The sequence below is a fragment of the Pantoea sp. SGAir0180 genome, from assembly GCF_043546245.1.
In genome coordinates, this window is sequence record NZ_CP028071.1 from 1,151,273 (window position 1) to 1,172,945 (window position 21,673).

Here is a 21,673-nt window from a genome sequence, read left to right on the forward strand (position 1 = left end):
TATGGTTACGCTTGCGCCCGATATCAGCGCGATGAAACAGCAGCATCCCGCGCTGTTTGCTGCACAAAACCGCTATCTGCGTCGCCTTGCCATGCTGGTCCTGGCGCTGGTGCTCTATTATGTCTTTTTCTTTATGGTGTTTGGCATCGAATGGAACCGCCTGCTCACAGGATGCCAGCAACTGGGCCGCTATTTTCTGCGCATGTTTGTCTGGCAGGACTTCGTGAACTGGCCGTTTGGCTACTATTTCTCTCAGGTCGGCATTACGCTGGCGATTGTGTTTGCCGGCACGCTGACCGCCACGCTGCTGGCGCTGCCGCTCTCGTTTCTGGCGGCGCGTAATGTGATGCATGACAAGGTTGCCCGTCCCATTGCGTTTGTTGTGCGTCGCCTGTTCGATATGCTGCGCGGCATTGATATGGCGATCTGGGGCCTGATTTTTGTTCGCGCGGTCGGCATGGGGCCGCTGGCCGGGGTGCTGGCGATTATCCTGCAGGACATTGGTCTGTTAGGTAAGCTCTATTCCGAAGGCCACGAAGCGGTTGAGCGTTCACCCAGTCGCGGCCTGGGCGCGCTGGGCGCCAACAGCCTGCAGAAGCACCGGTTTGGTATTTTCACCCAGTCCTTCCCACAGTTTCTGGCACTGAGCCTGTATCAGATCGAGTCCAATACCCGCTCAGCGGCGGTGCTTGGCTTTGTCGGCGCGGGCGGTGTCGGCCTGGTGTACGCGGAGAACATGCGCCTGTGGAACTGGGATGTGGTGATGTTCCTGACGATCATCCTGGTTGTCGTGGTCATGGTGATGGATGCCATCTCCAGCCGCCTGCGTAAACGCTATATCATCGGGAAGCCGGTGCCGTTGTGGCAGCCTGGCGGGCACGATTAAGCCGTGCGCTGCGCTGCCAGGCGCGCTGAAGCGCCTGCACCAGCTGCGCTGCCTGCCAGGGTTTCGCCAGTCGTTCACACAACGGCAACGTGACGGGCTGGTGACGCAGATCCTGGCCGCTGATGAGCAATGTAGCCAACTGCGGCCACTTTTGCTGTGCCTGACGAATCACCTCCGCACCGTTAATCTCACCCGGCAACATCAAATCGCTGATCAGCAAATCGATATCCGGCGTCTGGTGCAGCAGCGCCAGCGCCGCTTCGCCCGTGTCACACTCCAGCGTCAGGTAACCCAGTTGGTGCAGATGTTCACACAGGGTTTGCCGCACAGCCGGTTCATCATCCAGCACCAGAACTAACCGGTCCTGCGCGGCATCCGGCTGCGCCGGGTGCGAGGTGACGGATCGGACCGCCGGGACATCGGGCGCGCGTGGCAGTAACAGCCGTACGGTGGTGCCCTGGCCCGGCGCGGTTTCCAGCTCTACCTGTCCGCCTGACTGACGAACAAAACCGTAGACCATCGACAGGCCCAGGCCGCTACCGGTACCGGTTGTTTTGGTGGTAAAGAAGGGTTCAAACACCTGCGCACGCACCTCTTCTGACATGCCGCAACCGTGATCGATGACCTCAATGGTGACCCGGTCTCGCTTTTCACCGCGCTCAGTGCGGCGCTGGTTCCAGATACGCAGACGGATCTCGCCGCTTTGTCCGTCCATCGCATCTCTGGCATTCACCACCAGATTCATGACCGCATTCTCTAACTGACTGGCATCAATCCAGGCAGGCCAGCCGGGCCGTTGGGCATCAATAATCAGGTGTTGACCGGGCAACAGCGAATGTTGCAGCAGCCCCTGCAGGTTTTCCACTAACGACACGACCGACACCGCATGCGGATTCAGGGTTTGCTTACGCGAAAAGGCCAGCAGTCGCTGGGTCAACAGAGCTGCCCGATCCGCCGCCTGGCGGGCGCGTTCTATCCGGCTCGCAAGAGGGCCGGGCGGCAGTTGCCCCTCGGTTAACGCCAGGCTGCCGATAATGACGGCCAGCAGATTGTTGAAATCATGCGCGATGCCGCCGGTCAGTTGACCTACCGCTTTCATTTTCTGGCTGTGTACCAGCGCTTCTTCCAGCACCTTCCGTGAGGTGCGCTCCAGCACCGTATTCACGCTACCGCGCCGGGGGACCGGGCTGAAGCGCAGTTCTACGGTGCGGCCATCGGCCAGCCTGACTTCCTGTGGTTCCGCCAGATCGTGCAGGTGTATATCAAGCTGCGCCAGCAGATGCTGGTAGTGCAGTCCCCGCTGCAAATCCCGCGGTGCGATGCCCAGAAGCTGCGGATACTGATCGTTCCACACCACCAATTCGCCGCTGTTATCAAACAGGGCAAAGCCATCACGCATTGCCAGAAAGGTGGATTCAAGTTGGGTACTTTTCTCTTTTAGCAGACGCGACGTATGGGCCAGCGAGGCGGTATTACGGGCAAACACGTTGAAGGCGCGCGCCAGCTCGCCCAGTTCATCCCGTCGCTGAAGGCCCGGCACGCTGACATTGTGTTCCCCCTGGGCCAGCCGGGTCATTGCGGCGGCAATGGCGGTCAGGCTGGACCCCAGGTTGCGGTAGATGTAGTACCCGGTATAGACGGTGATGGCGAGTGCCAACAGGGCAGAAAGCAGGATAAAGCCACTGACCGAATCCCGTTGTCGGTGAGTGGCAATGTTACGCTGGTCACTTTGCCGGGCTACCTGCTGAACGTACGCGGTAATGTCATCATTCAGCGCGGCTACAAGCGCCTTGATACGGTAGGTGGCATAGGCGATGGACAGATCGCTCTGTTCCAGCGCTGCCGCCAGCGGGATCAGGCTGCGTTGGGTTTCCAGTAACTGCTGCACGTTGTCACCCAACGCGCCCGATGCGACCACGTTGCGCCATTGCGTCATCACCTGCTGTAACTGATCGATGACCGCGGTCGAGGAGGGCGTACGAATCGCAATATCCAGTAGCCTGCCGGTCTGCTGGCGCAAGGCGAAATCGGGTGCGCCGGTTCCGTTGCGGTGTGCCAGGTCATTAATGCGTTCCAGCAGCAGCTGTGACTGCCATAACCCGCTGAGCACAAGATTGCGCTGCAAATGACGCTCATGGCCTTTACGCAGCAACAGACTCACAGACTGCTCAAGCATCAGACTGCGTGCACGCAGTCGGGCCACGCGTTCAGGCTCGCGTGCAGCCAGCGGCGTACTGGCCAGCAGGGCGAGTGAATGTTGCAGGGCCTGCTGATTCTGCTGCAGTCGTCGCGATTCGCTCTGATATTCCAGCGCGCCCACGACCTGAGATAACCGCACGGCGGTGATGGCGACATTTGCGGTATTGCGCGCCAGCGCCAGGCTGCCGTTCATATCGGCCAGCGTCTGGGCCTGAGCCTGTTCCTGAAGGCTTCCGGCATGGCGAAAGCTGGTAATGGCCACCACGCTCACCATCAGGGTGACGCACACAACTAATAAATGCGACAGCAACAGGCGACCGCGCGCCCCGACCTGCCACGGCAAACTGCGTTGCATCAATACGCTCTCCGGCCATGCGACGATAGGGCGAGTATAAAAGTGAGTGCGAAGCGGAATATGACAAATATGAATGGCCGCTGACATTATCCATTTATCTTCTCCTGCTTAACTCGCGGCTATCCATAATCAGCAGGAGCGGGGCGATGACAGCTAAGCCGATACTTGAAATGCGTCAGATCACCCGGCGTTTTGGCCACTTCTACGCACTGAAAGGCGTTGACCTGACCGTTTATCCTGGCGAGGTGCATGCGCTGATGGGGGAGAATGGCGCGGGCAAAAGCACCCTGATGAAGATTCTGGCGGGGGCCTATACGGCTACCAGCGGCGAGGTGTTGATCAACGGCGAGCCGTATCCGCTTAAAGGACCGAAAGCGGCATTAGCGGCCGGGATTACGCTGATCTATCAGGAAATCAACCTTGCTCCAAATCTCACCGTGGCAGAAAACATCTTTCTGGGAAGCGAAATCACCCGTGCTGGCATGGTCAGGCGTCACCAGATGGCCCGTGAAGCGCAGCAGGTTATTAACCACTTAGGCGCGCAGTTCAGCGCAACGGACAAAGTCAGCAGGCTGAGCATTGCCGAGCAGCAACAGGTGGAGATTGCGCGCGCCCTGCATCGCAACAGCCGTATTCTGGTGATGGATGAGCCCACCGCCGCCTTATCCAGCCGCGAAACTGAACAACTCTTTGCCCTGATCAAACGGCTGCGCAGCCAGGGAATGGCGATTATCTACATCAGTCATCGCATGGCGGAAGTGTATGAGCTGTCGGATCGCGTCAGCGTACTGCGCGACGGGCAGTACGTCGGCAGTCTGACGCGCGACAACCTTAACGCCAGCGAGCTGGTGCGCATGATGGTGGGACGCCCACTCAGCGATCTGTTCAATAAAGACCGCACCATTCCTCGCGGCGAGGTGCGTCTGGCTCTGCACAACCTGTCCGATGGCGGCAAGGTACAGCCCTGTAGCCTTAACGTGCGGGCAGGCGAAATTGTTGGCCTGGCCGGCCTGGTTGGTGCGGGACGCAGCGAACTGGCCCAGCTGATTTTTGGCGTGCACCGGCTTCAGCAGGGTGAAATCTGGGTGGACGGCCAGAAGGTAGAGATTCACTCCCCAAGAGAAGCGATTGCGCACGGCATTGGCTTCCTGACCGAGAACCGCAAAGAACAGGGATTATTCCTCGAAATGGCTGCACAGGAAAACATCGTGATGGCCACGCTGGAACGGGATGCGCAGTACGGCATGCTGAACCGCCGTCAAGCCAGAAAGATCGCCAGCGAGGCGATTGCCGCGCTCAATATCCGGGTTCCCCACGCGCTGGTGCGGGCAGGAGGCCTGTCCGGTGGCAACCAACAGAAGCTGCTGATTTCCCGCTGGATTGCCATTGGTCCGCGCATTCTCATCCTGGATGAGCCGACGCGCGGCGTGGACGTCGGGGCCAAAAGCGAGATTTACCGCATGATGCAGGATATGGCGCGGCAGGGCGTGGCCATTCTGATGATCTCCAGTGAATTACCGGAAGTGGTCGGCATGAGTGACCGGGTCTATGTGATGCATGAAGGCACTATCGTAGGGGAACTGGCAGGTAACGAGATCAGTCAGGAAAACATCATGACGCTGGCAACCGGTGCGTATAGCGCATCACCGCTTGAAGTATGAGGATAAAACCATGACACAAACGGCACGGATTCATCCACCCACGGTCAGACGAGCCCTGATGGGCGACATCATGCAGACCGTCGGCATTTTACCCATTTTGATTTTAATCGTGGCGGTCTTCGGCGTTGTCACACCCAATTTCTTTACCGAAGCCAATTTACTGAATATTACGCGCCAGGCGTCCATCAACATTGTACTGGCCGCAGGCATGACGTTTGTCATTCTTACCGGCGGTATCGATTTATCTGTCGGCTCAATGCTGGGCACGACGGCGGTGGTGGCGTTGCTCACTTCGCTGGATCCGATGCTGGCCTCGCTCACGATTCCGATGGCGCTGGGAGCCGGGCTGGCGATGGGCCTGTTTAACGGCATTCTGGTGGCCTGGGCCGGGCTTCCGCCGTTTATCGTGACGCTGGGCACCTATACCGCACTGCGCGGAGCCGCCTATCTGCTGGCGAACGGCACCACGGTCATCAACGCCGATATCAATTTCGAGTGGATAGGCAATGGCTATCTGGGGCCGGTACCGTGGCTGATTGTCATTGCGTTCGCGGTGATTGCGCTTTGCTGGTTCATCCTGCGCCGCACCACGCTGGGCGTTCACATCTACGCCGTAGGCGGCAATATCCAGGCAGCCCGTCTGACCGGGATCAAAGTCGGGCTGGTACTGCTGTTCGTTTACGGGATGAGCGGCTTACTGTCCGGCCTGGGCGGACTGATGAGCGCTTCACGTCTCTACAGCGCCAACGGCAATCTGGGCATGGGTTACGAGCTGGATGCCATTGCGGCGGTCATTCTGGGTGGCACCAGTTTTGTGGGGGGAATCGGCACCATTACCGGCACGCTGATTGGCGCACTGATTATTGCCACGCTGAACAACGGCATGACATTGATGGGCGTTTCTTATTTCTGGCAGCTGGTGATTAAAGGTGCCGTGATCATCATCGCCGTGCTGATCGACAAATATCGCACGCGTCATCATGTGGGCTGATGTCCCCTATGCAGAGAGTACACAACGCGCCATTCAGCAGTTGGCCGATAAATAACAGCAGGAGAAGATCTATGCGTTTTAATCCGATTGTAACCGGGTTGCTGGCGGCAACGCTGCTCAGCGCCGGTATGGCTCAGGCAAAAGAACTAAAATCGATTGGCGTGACGGTGGGCGATCTGGCTAACCCGTTCTTCGTGCAAATCACCAAGGGCGCAGAGATGAAGGCGCGCCAGCTGGCTGGCGATAACGTCAAGGTGACGCTGGTGTCGAGTGGCTACGATCTCGGACAGCAGGTAGGGCAGATAGATAACTTCATCGCCGCTAAAGTCGACATGATTATCCTGAATGCCGCGGACTCAAAAGGGATCGCGCCCGCAGTGAAACGCGCACGGGATGCCGGTATTGTGGTGGTGGCTGTCGACGTCGCCGCCGACGGTGCCAACGCGACGATCACCTCGGATAACACTCAGGCCGGTGAAATGGCCTGTAAATATATCGCTGACCGTCTGAAAGACAAAGGCAACGTCGTCATTATCAACGGGCCGCCGGTCTCGGCGGTGCAAAACCGCGTGGAAGGCTGTATGACGGCGCTGAAACGCCATCCTGACATCAAACTGCTTTCTTCTAATCAGAACGCCAAAGGCAGCCGTGAAGGCGGCCTGGAAGTGATGACCGGCCTGCTGTCGGCCAACCCGAAAATCGATGCCGTGTTCGCGATTAACGATCCAACCGCAATTGGCGCGGATTTAGCGGCGAAACAGGCACAGCGTAACGAGTTCTTCATTGTCGGAGTGGACGGTTCACCGGACGGCGAAGAAGCGCTGAAACGTAAGAACTCGCTCTTTGCCGCCACGCCCGCTCAGGATCCTCAGGTGATGGCCGCGAAAGCCGTCGAAATCGGTTACGACATCCTGCAGGGAAAACCCGCACCGGATAAACCCGTGCTGATCCCGGTGAAGCTGATCGACCGTAATAATGTCGGCAGCTACAAAGGCTGGACCGTGAAATAAACCAGCAGGCGGCATCACAGGGTGCCGCCTTAACGGGAGAGCGGAAGATGAAACGCGCCGACGTGAACAGACATTTGCAATATACGCGAGACTTTTTCACCCGTCAGGACGTCCCTCTGCCGTCCTGGGCCGATTACGGTCTCCGGCAGTGGCGTCAGCAACAGGAGGACATCACTGAAATCGTTGCCTTACGCCTGGGCTGGGATCTGACCAGTTTTGGTGGCGACGATTTTCTGCAAACCGGCCTGACGTTATTCACACTCCGCAACGGCTCGCCGCACGGAACGCCCTGGCACAAACCTTATGCAGAAAAAGTGATGCACGTGCGTGAAGGGCAGGTAACGCCGATGCATTACCATCCGCGCAAGATGGAAGACATTATTAATCGCGGCGGCGGCAACCTGATTGTCGAGCTGTATAACCGTGAAGGCCATGACAAAGCCGCCACGCCGGTGACGGTTTCCCTGGACGGCATCCGGCAAACCCATGCGGCGGGTTCGCAGATCAGGCTTTCCCCTGGTGAAAGTGTCACGCTTGTCGCGGGCGTCTGGCACAGCTTCTGGGGCGAAAACGGCTTTGGTGACGTGCTGGTGGGGGAAGTCTCCATGCCCAACGATGATGACAACGACAACGTCTTCCTGACGCCGCTGGCGCGTTTCAACGACCTTGACGAGGATGAGGAACCCCAGAGGCTGCTTTGTAACGACTATTCCCGCTGGCTCACCTTGAGGAGTGAATGATGGCTTTGATTTCTCTGGCACAGGGGCTGGCGCATGCCCAGCAACAGGGTTATGCGCTGGGCGCGTTTAATGTCCTGGACAGCCATTTCCTGCGTGCGCTGTTTGATGCGGCAGAGCGACAGCGCTCGCCGTTTATTATCAACATTGCCGAAGTGCATTTTAAGTACGTCACGCTCGATCAGATTACTGAGGCGATCCGTTTTGAAGCCGCGAAGCATACTGTTCCGGTGGTGCTGAACCTGGATCATGGCTTGAACTTTGAGGCGGTAATGCAGGCGATTCGTCTCGGGTTCACCTCGGTGATGTTTGATGGTTCGACCCTGAGCTACGAAGAGAACATTCGCCAGACGCGGGAAGTGGTTCGCGCCGCACATGCCGTCGGCGTTTCCGTTGAGGCAGAGCTGGGCGCAGTCGGGGGTGATGAAGGCGGCGCACTGTTTGGGGAAGCGGACAGCGAGAAATTTACCGATCCGCGACTGGCCGCTGAATTTGTGCGCGAAACCGGCATTGATACGCTGGCGGTCGCCATTGGTAATGCGCACGGCAAATACAAAGGGGAACCCAAACTGGATTTTGACCGGCTGGCGGCGATTCGTCAGCAAACCGGTGTACCGCTGGTGCTGCACGGCGGGTCGGGCATCAGCGACGCGGATTTCCGTCGGGCAATCTCACTCGGTATTCACAAAATTAACTTTTACACCGGCATGTCTCAGGCGGCCCTTGACGCGGTGGAACGCAGCCTGGCCTCGCGCAATACCCGTTATGATGAGTTCGCAGAGTTACTGATGGCGGTGGAAAAGGCGATTTGTGAAACCGTTATGCAGCAGATGAACATTTTCGGCAGCACAGGCCAGGCGTAAATGGCAACGCGAAGCGGCATTCTGGCCGCAGGTGTCATGCTGGTGGATTATGTGCATCGCATCAGCCACTGGCCGGAACAGGGCTGGCTGACCGAAATACAGCACAGCGAAAAGGCCGCAGGTGGCGCGCCGCTCAATGTCCTGCTCACGCTGTCACGCATGCAGTGCGCACTGCCGCTGGCGGCGATTGGCCTGCTCGGCAATGACGCCGATGGCGATTTTCTGCTGGCTATGATGAAAGCGGCGCAGATTGACTACCGCTTAGTGCAGCGCACCGACGACAAGCCTACAGCGATGACCCAGGTGATGACGACACCGGACGGACAACGGACTTTTTTCTTTTCACCCGGCGCCAACAGCTTACTGGACAGACCGCACTTCGCCGCCGTCGATGACGCACAGCGCATCTTTCATCTGGGGTATTTGCTGCTGCTGGAAACGCTGGATAGCGTGGACAGCGAATTTGGTACCCGCAGCGCCCGGTTGCTGGCACACATGCAGCAGCGGGGCTATTTCACGTCCCTGGATCTGGCTTCCCGCGCGGGCGATTACCGCCCTCAGGTGCTGCCCGCCTTACGCTGGCTGGATTATCTGGTGATTAATGAACTGGAAGCGCAGGCGTTGTCAGGCGTGCTGTTACGTGATGGCCGCGGCATTCAGCCGCCCGCCGCTTTTGCCCGTGCCGCGCAGTGGCTGGTGGAGCAGGGCGTGCGTCAGCGTGTTGTTATCCATGCGCCCGAGGGCGCATGGGGACGTGAAGCGGACGGCGAAGGTGTCTGGCAGCCCGCCTGGCAGCTGGCACCCGACGACATTGTGGGCAGCGTCGGAGCGGGTGATGCATTTTGTGCGGGCGTGCTGTTTGCCAGCCATGAAGGCGAGGATATGGTCTCGACGCTGAAACTGGCCCATACCTGCGCCTGTTTTAATCTGCGTGCCGCCAATGCGACAGACGGCATTCGCCCCTTGCGCGATATGCGTGAATGGATGGCTCAGGCGGTTTGTGTGGAAAGTCCCAGCCCTTCAGGTTTGACCACATCGGCAGAAAAAACATAGCCCAGCCCGCGGATAGTGCGGATCAGGCCGGGCTGATGCGGATTGGCTTCAATTTTACGGCGTAACCGCATGATCAGCACATCGATCGTGCGGTCAAAGACATCCATCGTCTCGCTGTGGGTCAGTTCTAATAACTGATCGCGTGTCAGGACCTTACGTGCATGCCGTACCATGGCGCGTAACAAAGTATATTCCCCCTGCGTCAGGGGAACCGTTTCGCGTTGAGGATTGAGTAACTGGCAGCGCGCTTCATCAAGCACCCAGCCATTGAAGCGCCAGCCTGACTGCGCGTCATCACTGGTTGCGGCACGTCCGCTGCGTCTGAGGGCGGCGCGTGCGCGGGCCACGACCACGCGGGGATTGAACGGTTTAGCAATATAGTCGTCCGCGCCCATCTCCAGACCCACGACCATCTCCGATTCCGATCCCATGCCGGTCAGCATGATTACGAGGATATCAGGCCGTTGACGCTGCAACTGCTGGAGCACCAGCAATCCATTGGTATCAGGCAACATCATATCTAACATTACCAGCGCGATGTCCGGGTGAGCACTGACCATCGCCAGCGCCTCTTTACCCTGATGACAGCGATAAACCCGTAAAGCATGTTCACTGAGCGCGTCCTGCAACAGATCGCAGACCGCAGAATCATCATCCACCACCAGAACTGCTGGCTTCATTGTGTGACCTCAATGTTACTAAAGAGTTAATGTCGAGTTTACACATTCCCCTTTTGCCTGCAGGTTAATGCGGCTGAAACGTGACCAGCGTCGCCTCACAAAGTGTTGAAGCGTGCGTCAGCACCCTTTTTTTGCCTTTTCGGCATTGAAAGGAAAACGTTTGCGCATTTAGGGGGCAATGCACCATAATCGCGCCCTGATTCGGTTCAGAATTCTCTTAAGGCTCGTTTGCGCTTATCCAGGTAATCGATTGCGTGTCGGACTGGCACAGCAATTGCTTGAGACTTAGCAATTGCTCACATGACAAAGGAAAGCAACCCCGGTTTTTAGCAGGCCTGCAACGGCGCGGGCCAGCCGTCGGCATTACCACAAACAGCATGATAATAACTTTGGCAAGAGAGCACGTACCTGAGTGACGTCTCTATCATCGAGAGATAATGATGTTAGAAAAACTATTTAAATTAAAAGCGCACAACACAACGGTTCGCACCGAAATCATCGCCGGGATCACGACCTTTCTGGCAATGGCTTATATCCTGTTCGTTAACCCCAGTATTTTAGGGGCGACCGGCATGGACAAAGGTGCGGTCTTCGTCGCGACCTGTCTGGCGGCGGCAATTGGTTCTGTGTTGATGGGACTGATTGCCAACTATCCTATCGCCCTGGCACCGGGAATGGGCCTGAATGCGTTCTTCACGTATACCGTTGTGCTGCACATGGGCTACACCTGGCAGATTGCGCTGGGCGCGGTATTCCTGTCTGCGGTTATCTTCTTTGCGTTATCAATCTTTAAAATTCGCGAATGGATTATCAAAAGCATTCCGTTGCCGTTGCGTGCGGGGATTGCCGCCGGTATTGGTCTGTTCCTGGCGATTATTGCGCTGGAAGGGGCGGGAATCGTCGTCGACAATCCGGCCACGCTGGTAGGAATTGGTGATTTGACCAAGCCTGGACCACTGCTGGCGATGTTAGGTTTTATCATCATCGTCGTGCTGGAGGCGCGCCGTGTGACGGGCGCGGTTTTGATTGGCATTCTGATCATTACCTTTATCTCCATGGGAATTGGCCTGACGCCGTTTGGCGGCGTATTTTCTGCCCCGCCGTCCATCGCCCCGACGTTTATGCATCTGGATATCGCGGGTGCGTTTAACGTGGGTCTGATTAGCGTGATTTTTGCGTTCCTGTTTGTCGACGTGTTTGATAACACGGGAACGCTGCTGGGCGTGACCAAACGTGCCGGACTGGCTGACGAAGAGGGCAACGTGCCTAAAATGGGGCGCGCGCTTGTGGCGGACAGTGCGGCGGCGCTGTTTGGTTCTCTGCTGGGAACGTCCACGACCACCAGCTATGTCGAATCGGCTGCAGGCGTCAGCGCCGGTGGCCGTACCGGATTAACGGCTGTGGTAGTGGCGGTGCTGTTTTTACTGGCGCTGTTCTTTTCACCCCTGGCTTCCAGCGTGCCGGTTTACGCCACGGCACCCGCACTGCTCTTTGTGGCTGTGCTGATGACCTCAGGCCTGGCCGAGATCGACTGGAAAGACATTACTACTGCGGCTCCTGTTACGGTGACGGCCCTGACCATGCCATTAACGTATTCCATTGCAAACGGTATCGCTTTCGGCTTTATCACCTGGACCGTGGTGAAACTGCTGAGTGGACGGACGAAAGAAATTAATGCGGCGCTGATTATTCTTTCCCTGCTGTTTGTCATTAAGCTCGGCTGGTTGAGTGCATAATTAACTTCACCGTTACAGCATATTTAATATGCTGTAACGGTTTTAGCGTTATATTTCGCGTCGATGCATCACCAGGCTGCCTCAGCTTTTTCAATCGTTGTGCATTCTCTTCCAAAATGAATATGAACTGCCTTTTCTTCACGCCTTTCACCTCTTACTCTCCGACAACACCTTCTGAATAAGGCGGCACGCTGGTTTTATTTTGCGTTCTTATTCAATCAGGTAATGTTTATTGTGCGGGACTTTGCTTCAATAACGTCGAAGCAGGTCGTGAATAACGTTAACGGATGCATGTAATCCGCCTGTCAGGGACCGATAATGGGCAACCTTTGTATAAAACGGGATCGCGGAAAGCCAAACGTAATCGACCGTCATTGCGGGACGGGAGGCAAAACAATGGAAAATTTTGAAAAGCGCTTTGAGCGACTGGAGCAAGACAGCCATCAGATGAAAATTGATCTGGCGCTGTTCAGTGGGCGCGCGACGGCATTTGCGACGAAAACTGATCTTGAAATACTGCGCTCAGAGCAAACGCTGTTTCACGTTGAAATGCTTCAGCGATTCACTGGCCTGGAAGAAAATGTAGGACACGTCGCGAGTCAGTTTGCCGGTATTGAGAACAGGCAGGATCGTATTGACAGCAAAATTTTTGAAATCAATAAGGTATTAGTCGACGTTACTAACCGGTTTAACAGCATTGACGCCACCTTCTCGGTTGTCATAGCGAAATTTGATGATACTGACAGCCGATTTGATGGGACAGATAAGCGGCTGGACGGACTTGGCTGTCGGTTCGAGGGTGTGGACAAGCGGTTCGACGGACTTGACTGTCGACTTGATGGCGTGGATAAGCGGTTCGACGGACTCGACTGTCGGCTTGATGGCGTGGATAAGCGGCTGGACGGACTCGACTGTCGGCTTAATGGCGTGGATAAGCGGCTGGACGGACTCGACAGTCGGCTTGATGGCGTGGATAAGCGGTTCGACGGACTCGACTGTCGGCTCGATAGCGTGGACAAGCGGCTGGACGGACTCGACAGTCGGCTTGATGGCGTGGATAAGCGGCTGGACGGACTCGACAGTCGGCTTGATGGCGTGGATAAGCGGCTAGACGGAATCGACTATCGCCTTGATGGCATTGATAAACGACTCGACGGAATGGATCGTCGCTTCGACAAGGTGGATCAGCGATTCGACAAGGTGGATGAGCGATTCGATAAGCTGGATGCGCGATTTGAAAGCCTGAATAATCGCCTTATCTGGACATTTATGGTCCCGGCTATTCTGGCTGTGTTTGCCTGGTTTATAAATACTGCCGTACTGAACGCAGCCTGATTCAGCAGAAACGGAGAAGGGATGACGGCATTAATGTGAAAGAGACTCACCCTTAATACCGTCTTTGATTTTACTCTTTAACGGAACGGGGGTTCGTTAAACGTTCGCAGTTTACGCGAATGTAACTTGTCACCCTCAGCCCGTAACAGCTCTACCGCCTGAATCCCAATCTGCAGGTGTTCAGAGATGGCGCCGTCGTAAAAGCGATTCGCCTGACCGGGCAGCTTAATTTCGCCGTGTAACGGTTTATCGGAAACACAGAGTAACGTGCCATAAGGCACCCGGAAGCGGTAACCCTGGGCGGCAATGGTGGCACTTTCCATATCCACCGCCACGGCGCGGCTGAGATTAAAGCGCAGGGCCGAAGCCGAGTAACGCAGCTCCCAGTTACGGTCATCGGTGGTGACAACAGTACCGGTGCGCAGGCGCTCTTTGACTTCTTCGCCGGGCATACCGCTGACCGATTTGGTGGCATCGTAGAGGGCGCGCTGAACTTCGGCGATGCTGGGAATCGGGATATCCGGTGGCAGCACGCTATCCAGTACATGATCGTCACGCAAATACGCATGGGCCAGCACGTAATCTCCAATACGCTGACTTTCGCGCAGGCCGCCGCAGTGACCTATCATCAGCCAGGCATGAGGGCGAATGACGGCAAGGTGATCGCAGATGGTTTTGGCATTGGAAGGACCCACACCGATATTGATCAGCGTGATGCCGCGACGATGCGGTGACGTCAGATGCCAGGCAGGCATCTGATGTTTTTTCCAGGCCAGATCGGACAGCATCGCGTCATTGTTTTCCGTGTCAGCCGTCAGGATGACATCTCCGGCGCATACCAGGCTGTCAAACGGGGTTGACGGATCGCGTACCTGTTCGATGGCCCAGCGGACGAATTCATCCACATAACGCGTGTAGTTGGTAAACAACACGAACGGCTGAAAATACTCCACAGCCGTGCCGGTATAGTGGCGCAGGCGTGCCAGCGAAAAGTCGGTGCGCAGCGCATCAAAGTGGGAAAGGGGAAAGGTGGCGTCAGCATGAAACAAGCCATCTGCCGTCTCATCCCCAATCTGCGAGAGTTCAGTCGTGGGAAAATGACGGGCTATGCCGGCGCTCATGGTCCGGTCCAGCGACAGGTCAGAGCCGTCTATTACATACGGGTAGGGAATCTCCTGCTGTGACGGGCCGACTTCGATGTCCACGTCGTACTCTTTTTCCAGCATCGCCAGCTGTTCTGAAATGTAATGACGAAGCAAAGCGGGGCGGGTGACGGTGGTGCTGTAACTGCCTGTATGTGTAAATCGGCCCCATGCACGCGTGCGATTCTGTTGCGGTCCGTCTCCCTGCCAGGTAATGCGTAATTCAGGATAAACAAACAGGCCTTGCTCACGCGCGGCGGGGTCCGGCAGCACGCCTTCTTCCGTGTAGGCCTTGATGGACGCACGAAGCGCATCGACGGCGTCATTGTAAAGTTGCTCAAGCGCATCGAGTGCCTGTTCGCGTGTCAGCTTTTTCCGTTGGGCTGGCATAACTTCTCCTTTCAGGTTCTTACCACAATGCTCCTCAGCTTAGCGGTTTTAACAACGGATTGGGTGAAGAATCTATGATCGCGCGCATTTTGCGGCTGCCTGTTATGGGCGAGGCTAGTGGGCATCATGCGGCACTGAGTAAAAAACGGATTAACCCGACAGCATCAGGATGTGCAGGGCAGCAATGGCTTTCGCTAAGGCAAGAGGGTGGACCGGAGCATGGCAGCACCGATTCGGCACGACTAAAGGCGAGAGCAGAAAAGTGTGTAACGATGATTTAACAGGAATGCAAAACGTTTTGCATATTTCACTTTACGCTACCATCATTAGAGTTCTTTCCCGACATGTTCATATTTGGTACTCCTTTGCAAAATCCCGGCGTAGCAGTGGTGCAGGCGATTAAGCGCACGGCGTGGTATCCGAAACGTCGCGCTTACCGCACGCTGTACTGGCGTGAAATTTCGCCTCTTGCAGTTCCTATCTTTTTTGAAAATGCCTGTGTGCTACTGATGGGCGTGTTAAGTACCTTCCTGGTGAGCTGGCTGGGCAAAGAAGCCATGGCCGGCGTCGGGCTGGCAGACAGCTTCAACATGGTCGTCATCTCCTTTTTTGCCGCCATCGACCTGGGAACCACGGTAGTGGTCGCGTTTAGCCTGGCCAGACGCAATGGTAAACGGGCCCGCGCCGCAACACGGCAGTCGCTGGCAATGATGACGGTATTAGCCCTGGTGCTGGTTATCGCCATTGAGTTCTGGGGGCATCTGATTATTGACGCCATCGCAGGCGCAGCAGAACCGAAAGTGAAAGCCCTGGCACTCAGCTATCTGCAGGTTTCCGCATGGAGTTATCCGGCGGCGGCCATTACGCTGATTGGTAGCGGTGCGCTGCGTGGGGCAGGGAACACGAAAATACCGATGCTGATTAACGGTGGGATGAATATTCTTAACATCGTTATCAGCAGTGTGCTGATTTATGGCTGTTTTTCATGGAAGGGGCTGGGCTTTGTGGGGGCCGGATTAGGGCTGACAATTACCCGCTACATTGGCGCAATAGCGGTCATCTACGTGTTAATGATTGGCTTCAACGCCTCACTGAGAATTTCGCTGTCCAGCTATTTCAGGCGTTGGAACAGCAGTATTTTATTTGAAGTCTTAAGCATCGGTGTGCCGGCCAGTATTGAATCCGTGCTGTTTAACGGCGGGAAGTTACTGACACAGGTCTTTGTGGCGGGCATGGGTACCAACGAAATTGCCGGCAATTTTATCGCGTTTTCAATCGCCTCACTGATTAACCTGCCTGGTAATGCGCTGGGATCGGCGTCGACCATTATTACGGGAAAACGCTTAGGTAAATACCAGGTTTTTCAGGCAGAGCGGCAAATCAAGCACGTCTATCTGTTGGCTACAATCTGTCTGACAGGCGTTGCTGCACTGACCATACCGCTGGCGGGGCTGCTGGCACGCTTCTACACCAGCGATCCGGAAGTGATTAGCGTTACCAAACACCTTATCTGGCTGAATGCCCTGTTTATGCCGATTTGGGCCGCCTCCTGGGTGCTCCCCGCCGGCCTGAAGGGCGCGCGTGATGCCCGTTATACGATGTATGTATCGATGTTCAGTATGTGGTGCGCAAGGGTTGTTATTGGTTATCTGCTGGGCATTGAACTCGGTATGGGCGTGATTGGTGTCTGGCTGGGCATGTTCCTTGACTGGACGGTGCGCGGCGGATTTTTCTGGTGGCGGCTGAAAAGCGGGAAATGGCTTAATAACTACCGCAAGATGCTCGCCAGGGCAGAATCCACCTGAATACCTTCAGCCCACCCGTTTGTGAGAAGTGATGATGCGTGGCAGCTTCGCGCCGCGCATCATCACAGTCTGTTTTAATACTGCCACGCTTTTCATTTACCTGCCTCTACACAGGTTTCGTCATTCGTCAGGACGGTTCTGTGCCCACTTTTCCCGCAAAGCGGACGAAATGCGTTCGAATCCAGGGCCGCGCGCATCGCCTTCGGGTAGGAATACTCTTAAATTTAACGCCATTGCTTCGTTTAACTCTTTGATTAATATGGGTTATTGATTTTGTTTCAGAAAGGCCAGGCAGCCAAATTTGACTTAATTCCTCTTTTCAACTTACGCATCGCGTTTGAGCTGACGGTTTTCTCAGCTTTCAGGGCCATCCGGCACCTTAAAATATTCATCTGGCTTAAGCTTTTATACTAAAGGATAGGGGCGCTGAGACCATAGATGAGTATCAGACGTACGAAATGTGCAGGTTTCACCGTATTGTCATCTGTTTGAGTTAGTAAAAAACATAAATACTATTACTTAGTTACGTAACTGGGAGCTGTATTGAATTTTTCAAGGCAATATGTAAAGCTGTGTAAGATGTTAATAAATGGAAAAGAACTTTACACAGGCGAGCAGGATGTACAGGCTCGTGCGGTAGCTATGGTGCTGCATATTTTTTGTAACCCATTGATTTATTGCTATTTGTGTGAGATCGACTGGAATTTAAGCAGGATGTTACCATTCTCCCCACACGAATAACGATTAACCAGCCCCGTTAAGTTTAACGATTACCTAACAAAAATCGTGTCTTACCAAAACATAATCAGGCTGCTTTAATACCGTTTGCTTTTAGGAATGGGTCAGTTTGCTGAATGTATTTGGTGAAATTCAGCCGACCCGCTTCTCCGGTCATCAGGTTTTATGAACTGTGCCTATACTGTTCATGCTCATCGTATAAAATTTACACTCAATCAACGCTCCTATTCAGGCAACTTGTATTGTTAATCAATGACTTGGCGTCATCTGGCGTCCAGTTGACGTTGTGCAACAATACGACGCGCTGACCACCGGCCAAAGGCCACTTTTTTGGGTATTAATGGAACTAAATATGAAAAAAATGGTGAACTTTCGAATTGCATTAAGCCTGATGTTTGTTTTTGCTGTTGCAGGCTGTAAAACACCGCCAAAAATGACAGATGACACAATGGTCACCAATACCGTTGATGGCACTACCCTGATTCACCGTCATGCCGTAGCTGCGCCTGCACAGTTCACCGCCGTCAATGAGAGTTACCGTGCCCTGTATCCTGCCTCTGTGATGACACGCCCGGATTTTGGCGGCAAGGTCGTGGAAACGCTGAAAACGGGTGAAACCTATACCGTTGTGGGTCAGGTAGAAAATAACTGGCTGGCACTGGGCGAAGAAGCTGACGCGGTTTCACCACCCGCAACTGACGCGAAAGCCACCGACAGTAAGGGCGCCGCGCCTCAGGCACCGACCAATGCGGTCAAAGTCATTGGCTATGTGCCTTTCCGTGCAGTGGTAAAAAGCGATTTATACGACCAAACCATCAAAGCCGATCAGCCTAAGCGTCGTGCGCGTGCCGCCGCGAAGAAAAAGACCTGCGTCTCTGTTGATGGCAACAGCCAGGCCTGCCAGAACAGCAATAACGGTACCTGGATCATTAACTAAGTCAGGGGCAGGGAGGGGCAGATATGGCACATACCCACTTGCGCGCTGGCCTGAAAAAATGGCTCTGGCCCTTCCTGCTACTTCTGCTGACCGCATGCAGTAGCAGTAAGCCCGATATCGCGCGCTACAACCTGAATTTTCAGGCGCATCCCCCCATCAACGCCGGCGCGCCGCTCAAAGTGCGCGTCATGCTGTTGACGTCGGATGCCGAGTTTATGTCCGCTGATTTCTTCACATTACAGAATCAACCCGCGACCGCATTAGGCAATACGCTGCTTAACAGTCAGCAGTTTTTCCTGATGTCCGGTCAGCTCAGTAAAACGCTGAGTGCGAAAAGCCTGCCTGAGGCACGGTTTATCGGCATCATGGCGGAATATCAAAAGCTGGATGGCAAAGTGTGGCGGCTGGCGCTGCCTTTCCCGGACAGCGACAGCAGTTCATTCTGGCAGTTCTGGAAAAGCAATGATGGTGAGCTAAACGCCAACATTATTGTTGACGATGCCGGTATGCGTCCCGTTAAGCAATAACACCGTCTTCAAAGGATGATTATGAACAGAGCCGAAAAGGTTGTTTGGGCGGAAGGGATGTTTTTGCGTCCTCACCATTTCCAGCAGGCAGAAAATTTTCTGCAAAGCTCGCTGCGTGAATGGGGCCAGTCGCAACGTCCTTACATTTGGGGATTTTTCGATCTCGAATTTGATGAAGCGCTGTTACGGCAGGGCAAGCTGGCGCTCAATGCCGCCAGTGGATGTCTGCCGGATGGGACGTTTTTTGCTTTCAGCCAGCCCCAGCAAGGTCCAGCCCCATTAGACGTGCCCGCGAATATTGACCGGGCGAAAGTGGTGCTGGCCATCCCCGCGCGGCGTAATGGCCGCGAAGCGGTAACGTTTGAAGATGCGCCAGATTCTCTGGCGCGCTACCTCGCCTGGGAAGCGGAAGTCGAAGATGACAACGCGCAGGCTGTTGGCACCGCCACCGTCCAGTTTGGCAAGCTTCGCCTGCGGTTAATGCTGGAGCAGGATCTGACCGCAGAGTGGACGGCCATGGGCGTGGCGCAGATTGTTGAAAAACGCAGTGACAACCACATTCGTTTAGACAATGACTATATCCCTCCTACCTTAACGCTTGCAGGCAGTCGTCCGCTTCAGAGCATGATGACGGATTTGCACGGTATGATTCAGCAGCGCAGCCAGCAACTGAGCCAGCGCGCGCCAGGTACCGGGCGTTTTAACAGTGCAGATATGGTGGATTTCATGCTGCTGGCGCTCCTTAATCGCCAGTTGGGGCTGCACGCTCATCTGCAGCACCTGCCGTTACTGCATCCTGAAACGCTCTACAGCCACTGGTTACAACTGGCCGCGGAACTGGCAACCTGGACGCAGGCCCGTACGCCTGACGCGCTTCCCCTTTATGATCACGATGATCTGCAAGGTTGCTTTTCGCGCCTCACCCTGTTGCTGCGTCAGGGGCTGTCGCAGGTCATGGAAGAGAGCGCCATTCAACTGCCACTGACGCAGCGTTCACACGGCCTGAACGTCGCCACCGTGCCAGACAACAGCATGGTGCGTGAATTTGGCTTTGTGCTGGCCGTCAAGGCAAGCGTTCCCGCCGATGCACTCAAAACCCATTTCCCGGCACAGATGAAGGTCGCGCCTGTGACCAAAATTCGCGATCTCGTGCAGTTGCAGCTTCCGGGGCTGGCCCTGAGAGCCATGCCTGGCGCGCCCCCGCAAATCCCCTGGCACGCCGGATACAGCTATTTTGAGTTGGATAAAAACAGCGAGCTTTGGCAGGAGATGGAACGATCGGGTGCCTTCGCGCTGCACCTTGCCGGTGAGTTTCCGGGCCTGAACATGGAGTTCTGGGCCATTCGCAGTCAGTCAGAATAATTCAAACTGAGCAGGCATGATGCAGGAACAAAACAAACCGAACAGTGATGCTTTTCAGCAGGAGTTAAGTCTGAGCCATCAGAACACGCTGGTGGCCGCAGCTAATCCGCTGATCAACGCCATTCCCCAGATTCGTCACTCGGTATCGCATGACGATCCCGCCCGTTTACGCCAGCAACTTATCGAACAGATTCGTCGTTTCGAGCTGGCCTGTCAGCAGTCGGGTCTGAGCTACGAAGTGATCGTTGGCGCACGTTACTGCCTGTGTACGGCGCTGGACGAAGCCGCTGCGCTGACGCCCTGGGGCAGCCGCGGTGTGTGGACCAGTAATGGCTTGCTGGTAACTTTTCACAACGAAACCTGGGGTGGCGAAAAGTTTTTCCAGCTGCTGGCTAAACTGTCACAAAATCCGCGACAGCATATTCTGTTACTGGAGCTAATTTATTTCTGTCTGGTGCTGGGGTTCGAAGGGCGCTACCGCGTACTCGACAACGGGCGTTCACAACTGGACACCATTAAACAGCGCCTGCTGCAGATGATCCGAAGCGTCAGGGGAAGTTTTGCCGCTGCGCTTTCGCCGCATCCTACCGATCAACCGGTGTTGCGCAAACTGTGGCGACCAATGATTCCGCTGTGGGCCTGCGCCGCGCTGGCGGGCCTGGCGGCCTGCCTGTTCTACATTGTGCTTAACTGGCGGCTGGGGGATTACACCTCGCCGGTGCTGGCCAAAATTTATCAGACGACACTGCCCGAAGTGCAGATTCGAAATCCGGCACCGCCGCCGCCGCCGTCACTGAACCTGAAGTCCTTCCTCAAACCAGAAATCGATGAAGGCCTGGTCGCGGTGCGTGACGAGGCCGATCAGAGCGTGGTGACGCTGAAAGGAGACGGCTTATTCGCCTCTGGATCAACGGAAGTTCGTGGGCGTTATGATGCGGTGATTCAGCGCATTGCCGAGGCCATGAACAACGTCAGCGGGAAAATCCTGGTCGTGGGATACAGCGATAACGTGCCGATTCGCAGTGCACGTTTTGCGTCGAACTACGAGCTGTCGCTGGCTCGCGCTCAGTCCGTTCAGAACCTGTTGCAAAAACAGCTGGCCAATCCGTCACGTGTCAAAGCGGAAGGGCGGGGCGAAACGCACCCGCTGGTGCCTAATAACAGTGCAGAGAACCGCGCCCGCAACCGTCGTGTTGAAATCACGCTGCAGGTCGCACCTGACACGACGAAAGCTGAACTTAACGGCCTGGCAAGAGGGAACTAATC

17 protein-coding genes are annotated in these 21,673 nt (G+C 55.6%); 14 read left to right on the forward strand and 3 right to left on the reverse strand.

Translation table 11 applies throughout. The annotated features are described in order from the left end of the window. Position 1: 1 nt before the first annotated feature. Positions 2 to 886, forward strand: a complete 885-nt coding sequence (gene phnE, locus C1N58_RS05420) for a phosphonate ABC transporter, permease protein PhnE (protein ID WP_054633542.1) — start codon at positions 2 to 4, stop codon at positions 884 to 886. Here the strand turns inward: phnE and C1N58_RS05425 are convergent. Beyond that, entirely contained in the window at positions 840 to 3,440 is a 2,601-nt protein-coding gene (locus tag C1N58_RS05425) for an ATP-binding protein (RefSeq protein ID WP_283788856.1), read from the reverse strand. The two genes, phnE and C1N58_RS05425, sit on opposite strands and share 47 nt — an antisense overlap. A 146-nt stretch (positions 3,441 to 3,586) precedes the next feature. On the opposite strand from C1N58_RS05425, the gene C1N58_RS05430 reads away from it, so the two are divergent. From C1N58_RS05430 to C1N58_RS05455, 6 genes are all read left to right on the forward strand, one after another. Beyond that, positions 3,587 to 5,101, forward strand: a complete 1,515-nt coding sequence (locus C1N58_RS05430) for a sugar ABC transporter ATP-binding protein (protein ID WP_283786247.1) — start codon at positions 3,587 to 3,589, stop codon at positions 5,099 to 5,101. A 10-nt stretch (positions 5,102 to 5,111) separates the two neighbouring features. Further along, positions 5,112 to 6,092 carry an ABC transporter permease subunit gene (locus C1N58_RS05435; protein WP_033739482.1) on the forward strand — a complete coding sequence of 327 codons (981 nt, stop codon included), beginning with the start codon at positions 5,112 to 5,114 and terminating at the stop codon, positions 6,090 to 6,092. Positions 6,093 to 6,163: 71 nt separating this feature from the next. Next, complete coding sequence (locus C1N58_RS05440) at positions 6,164 to 7,102, forward strand: ABC transporter substrate-binding protein (RefSeq protein WP_054633546.1); 939 nt, start codon at positions 6,164 to 6,166, stop codon at positions 7,100 to 7,102. A gap of 47 nt (positions 7,103 to 7,149) precedes the next feature. Beyond that, the gene (locus C1N58_RS05445; RefSeq protein ID WP_054633547.1) at positions 7,150 to 7,842 is read left to right on the forward strand and encodes a D-lyxose/D-mannose isomerase; all 693 of its coding nucleotides are present in this window, start codon (positions 7,150 to 7,152) and stop codon (positions 7,840 to 7,842) included. Further along, positions 7,842 to 8,702: a ketose 1,6-bisphosphate aldolase gene (locus tag C1N58_RS05450; RefSeq protein ID WP_394564867.1), complete on the forward strand. Its 861-nt coding sequence runs from the start codon at positions 7,842 to 7,844 to the stop codon at positions 8,700 to 8,702. Before C1N58_RS05445 ends, C1N58_RS05450 begins: the two co-directional genes overlap by 1 nt. Next, complete coding sequence (locus C1N58_RS05455) at positions 8,703 to 9,755, forward strand: carbohydrate kinase family protein (protein WP_394564662.1); 1,053 nt, start codon at positions 8,703 to 8,705, stop codon at positions 9,753 to 9,755. It begins immediately after the preceding gene. Here C1N58_RS05455 and C1N58_RS05460 read toward each other — a convergent pair. Continuing rightward, a complete protein-coding gene (locus C1N58_RS05460; protein WP_394550523.1) occupies positions 9,692 to 10,435 on the reverse strand; it encodes a response regulator in 744 nt (247 codons plus the stop codon). The genes C1N58_RS05455 and C1N58_RS05460 overlap by 64 nt on opposite strands. Positions 10,436 to 10,872: 437 nt before the next feature. On the opposite strand from C1N58_RS05460, the gene C1N58_RS05465 reads away from it, so the two are divergent. Both C1N58_RS05465 and C1N58_RS05470 read left to right on the forward strand, forming a co-directional pair. Beyond that, positions 10,873 to 12,171, forward strand: coding sequence for an NCS2 family permease (locus C1N58_RS05465; protein WP_199227855.1), 1,299 nt, complete (start codon positions 10,873 to 10,875; stop codon positions 12,169 to 12,171). A gap of 396 nt (positions 12,172 to 12,567) precedes the next feature. Beyond that, on the forward strand, positions 12,568 to 13,506 hold the full coding sequence (locus C1N58_RS05470; RefSeq protein ID WP_394564663.1) for a hypothetical protein: 939 nt from the start codon (positions 12,568 to 12,570) through the stop codon (positions 13,504 to 13,506). 77 nt (positions 13,507 to 13,583) lie between these two features. On the opposite strand, the gene C1N58_RS05475 is transcribed toward C1N58_RS05470, so the two are convergent. Then, positions 13,584 to 15,038, reverse strand: coding sequence for an AMP nucleosidase (locus tag C1N58_RS05475; protein WP_033742179.1), 1,455 nt, complete (start codon positions 15,036 to 15,038; stop codon positions 13,584 to 13,586). Between the two features lie 389 nt (positions 15,039 to 15,427). On the opposite strand from C1N58_RS05475, the gene C1N58_RS05480 reads away from it, so the two are divergent. The 5 genes from C1N58_RS05480 to C1N58_RS05500 all read left to right on the forward strand — a co-directional run bounded on the left by C1N58_RS05480 (position 15,428) and on the right by C1N58_RS05500 (position 21,671). Beyond that, positions 15,428 to 16,843: an EmmdR/YeeO family multidrug/toxin efflux MATE transporter gene (locus C1N58_RS05480; protein WP_039338298.1), complete on the forward strand. Its 1,416-nt coding sequence runs from the start codon at positions 15,428 to 15,430 to the stop codon at positions 16,841 to 16,843. Between the two features lie 1,078 nt (positions 16,844 to 17,921). After that, entirely contained in the window at positions 17,922 to 18,518 is a 597-nt protein-coding gene (locus tag C1N58_RS05485) for a hypothetical protein (protein ID WP_033742175.1), read from the forward strand. Positions 18,519 to 18,541: 23 nt separating this feature from the next. Continuing rightward, complete coding sequence (gene tssJ, locus C1N58_RS05490; RefSeq protein ID WP_050504999.1) at positions 18,542 to 19,045, forward strand: type VI secretion system lipoprotein TssJ; 504 nt, start codon at positions 18,542 to 18,544, stop codon at positions 19,043 to 19,045. Between the two features lie 21 nt (positions 19,046 to 19,066). Beyond that, positions 19,067 to 20,407: a type VI secretion system baseplate subunit TssK gene (tssK, locus tag C1N58_RS05495; protein ID WP_033742173.1), complete on the forward strand. Its 1,341-nt coding sequence runs from the start codon at positions 19,067 to 19,069 to the stop codon at positions 20,405 to 20,407. Between the two features lie 16 nt (positions 20,408 to 20,423). Further along, positions 20,424 to 21,671, forward strand: a complete 1,248-nt coding sequence (locus C1N58_RS05500) for a DotU family type VI secretion system protein (RefSeq protein WP_080752842.1) — start codon at positions 20,424 to 20,426, stop codon at positions 21,669 to 21,671. Positions 21,672 to 21,673: the final 2 nt, after the last annotated feature.

Coding starts and splice junctions, on each gene's coding strand:
- phnE (WP_054633542.1), top strand. CDS start 2: ATGGTTACGCTTGCGCCCGATATCAGCGCGATGAAACAGCAGCATCCC.
- C1N58_RS05425 (WP_283788856.1), bottom strand. CDS start 3,440: ATGCAACGCAGTTTGCCGTGGCAGGTCGGGGCGCGCGGTCGCCTGTTG.
- C1N58_RS05430 (WP_283786247.1), top strand. CDS start 3,587: ATGACAGCTAAGCCGATACTTGAAATGCGTCAGATCACCCGGCGTTTT.
- C1N58_RS05435 (WP_033739482.1), top strand. CDS start 5,112: ATGACACAAACGGCACGGATTCATCCACCCACGGTCAGACGAGCCCTG.
- C1N58_RS05440 (WP_054633546.1), top strand. CDS start 6,164: ATGCGTTTTAATCCGATTGTAACCGGGTTGCTGGCGGCAACGCTGCTC.
- C1N58_RS05445 (WP_054633547.1), top strand. CDS start 7,150: ATGAAACGCGCCGACGTGAACAGACATTTGCAATATACGCGAGACTTT.
- C1N58_RS05450 (WP_394564867.1), top strand. CDS start 7,842: ATGGCTTTGATTTCTCTGGCACAGGGGCTGGCGCATGCCCAGCAACAG.
- C1N58_RS05455 (WP_394564662.1), top strand. CDS start 8,703: ATGGCAACGCGAAGCGGCATTCTGGCCGCAGGTGTCATGCTGGTGGAT.
- C1N58_RS05460 (WP_394550523.1), bottom strand. CDS start 10,435: ATGAAGCCAGCAGTTCTGGTGGTGGATGATGATTCTGCGGTCTGCGAT.
- C1N58_RS05465 (WP_199227855.1), top strand. CDS start 10,873: ATGATGTTAGAAAAACTATTTAAATTAAAAGCGCACAACACAACGGTT.
- C1N58_RS05470 (WP_394564663.1), top strand. CDS start 12,568: ATGGAAAATTTTGAAAAGCGCTTTGAGCGACTGGAGCAAGACAGCCAT.
- C1N58_RS05475 (WP_033742179.1), bottom strand. CDS start 15,038: ATGCCAGCCCAACGGAAAAAGCTGACACGCGAACAGGCACTCGATGCG.
- C1N58_RS05485 (WP_033742175.1), top strand. CDS start 17,922: ATGGAACTAAATATGAAAAAAATGGTGAACTTTCGAATTGCATTAAGC.
- tssJ (WP_050504999.1), top strand. CDS start 18,542: ATGGCACATACCCACTTGCGCGCTGGCCTGAAAAAATGGCTCTGGCCC.
- tssK (WP_033742173.1), top strand. CDS start 19,067: ATGAACAGAGCCGAAAAGGTTGTTTGGGCGGAAGGGATGTTTTTGCGT.
- C1N58_RS05500 (WP_080752842.1), top strand. CDS start 20,424: ATGATGCAGGAACAAAACAAACCGAACAGTGATGCTTTTCAGCAGGAG.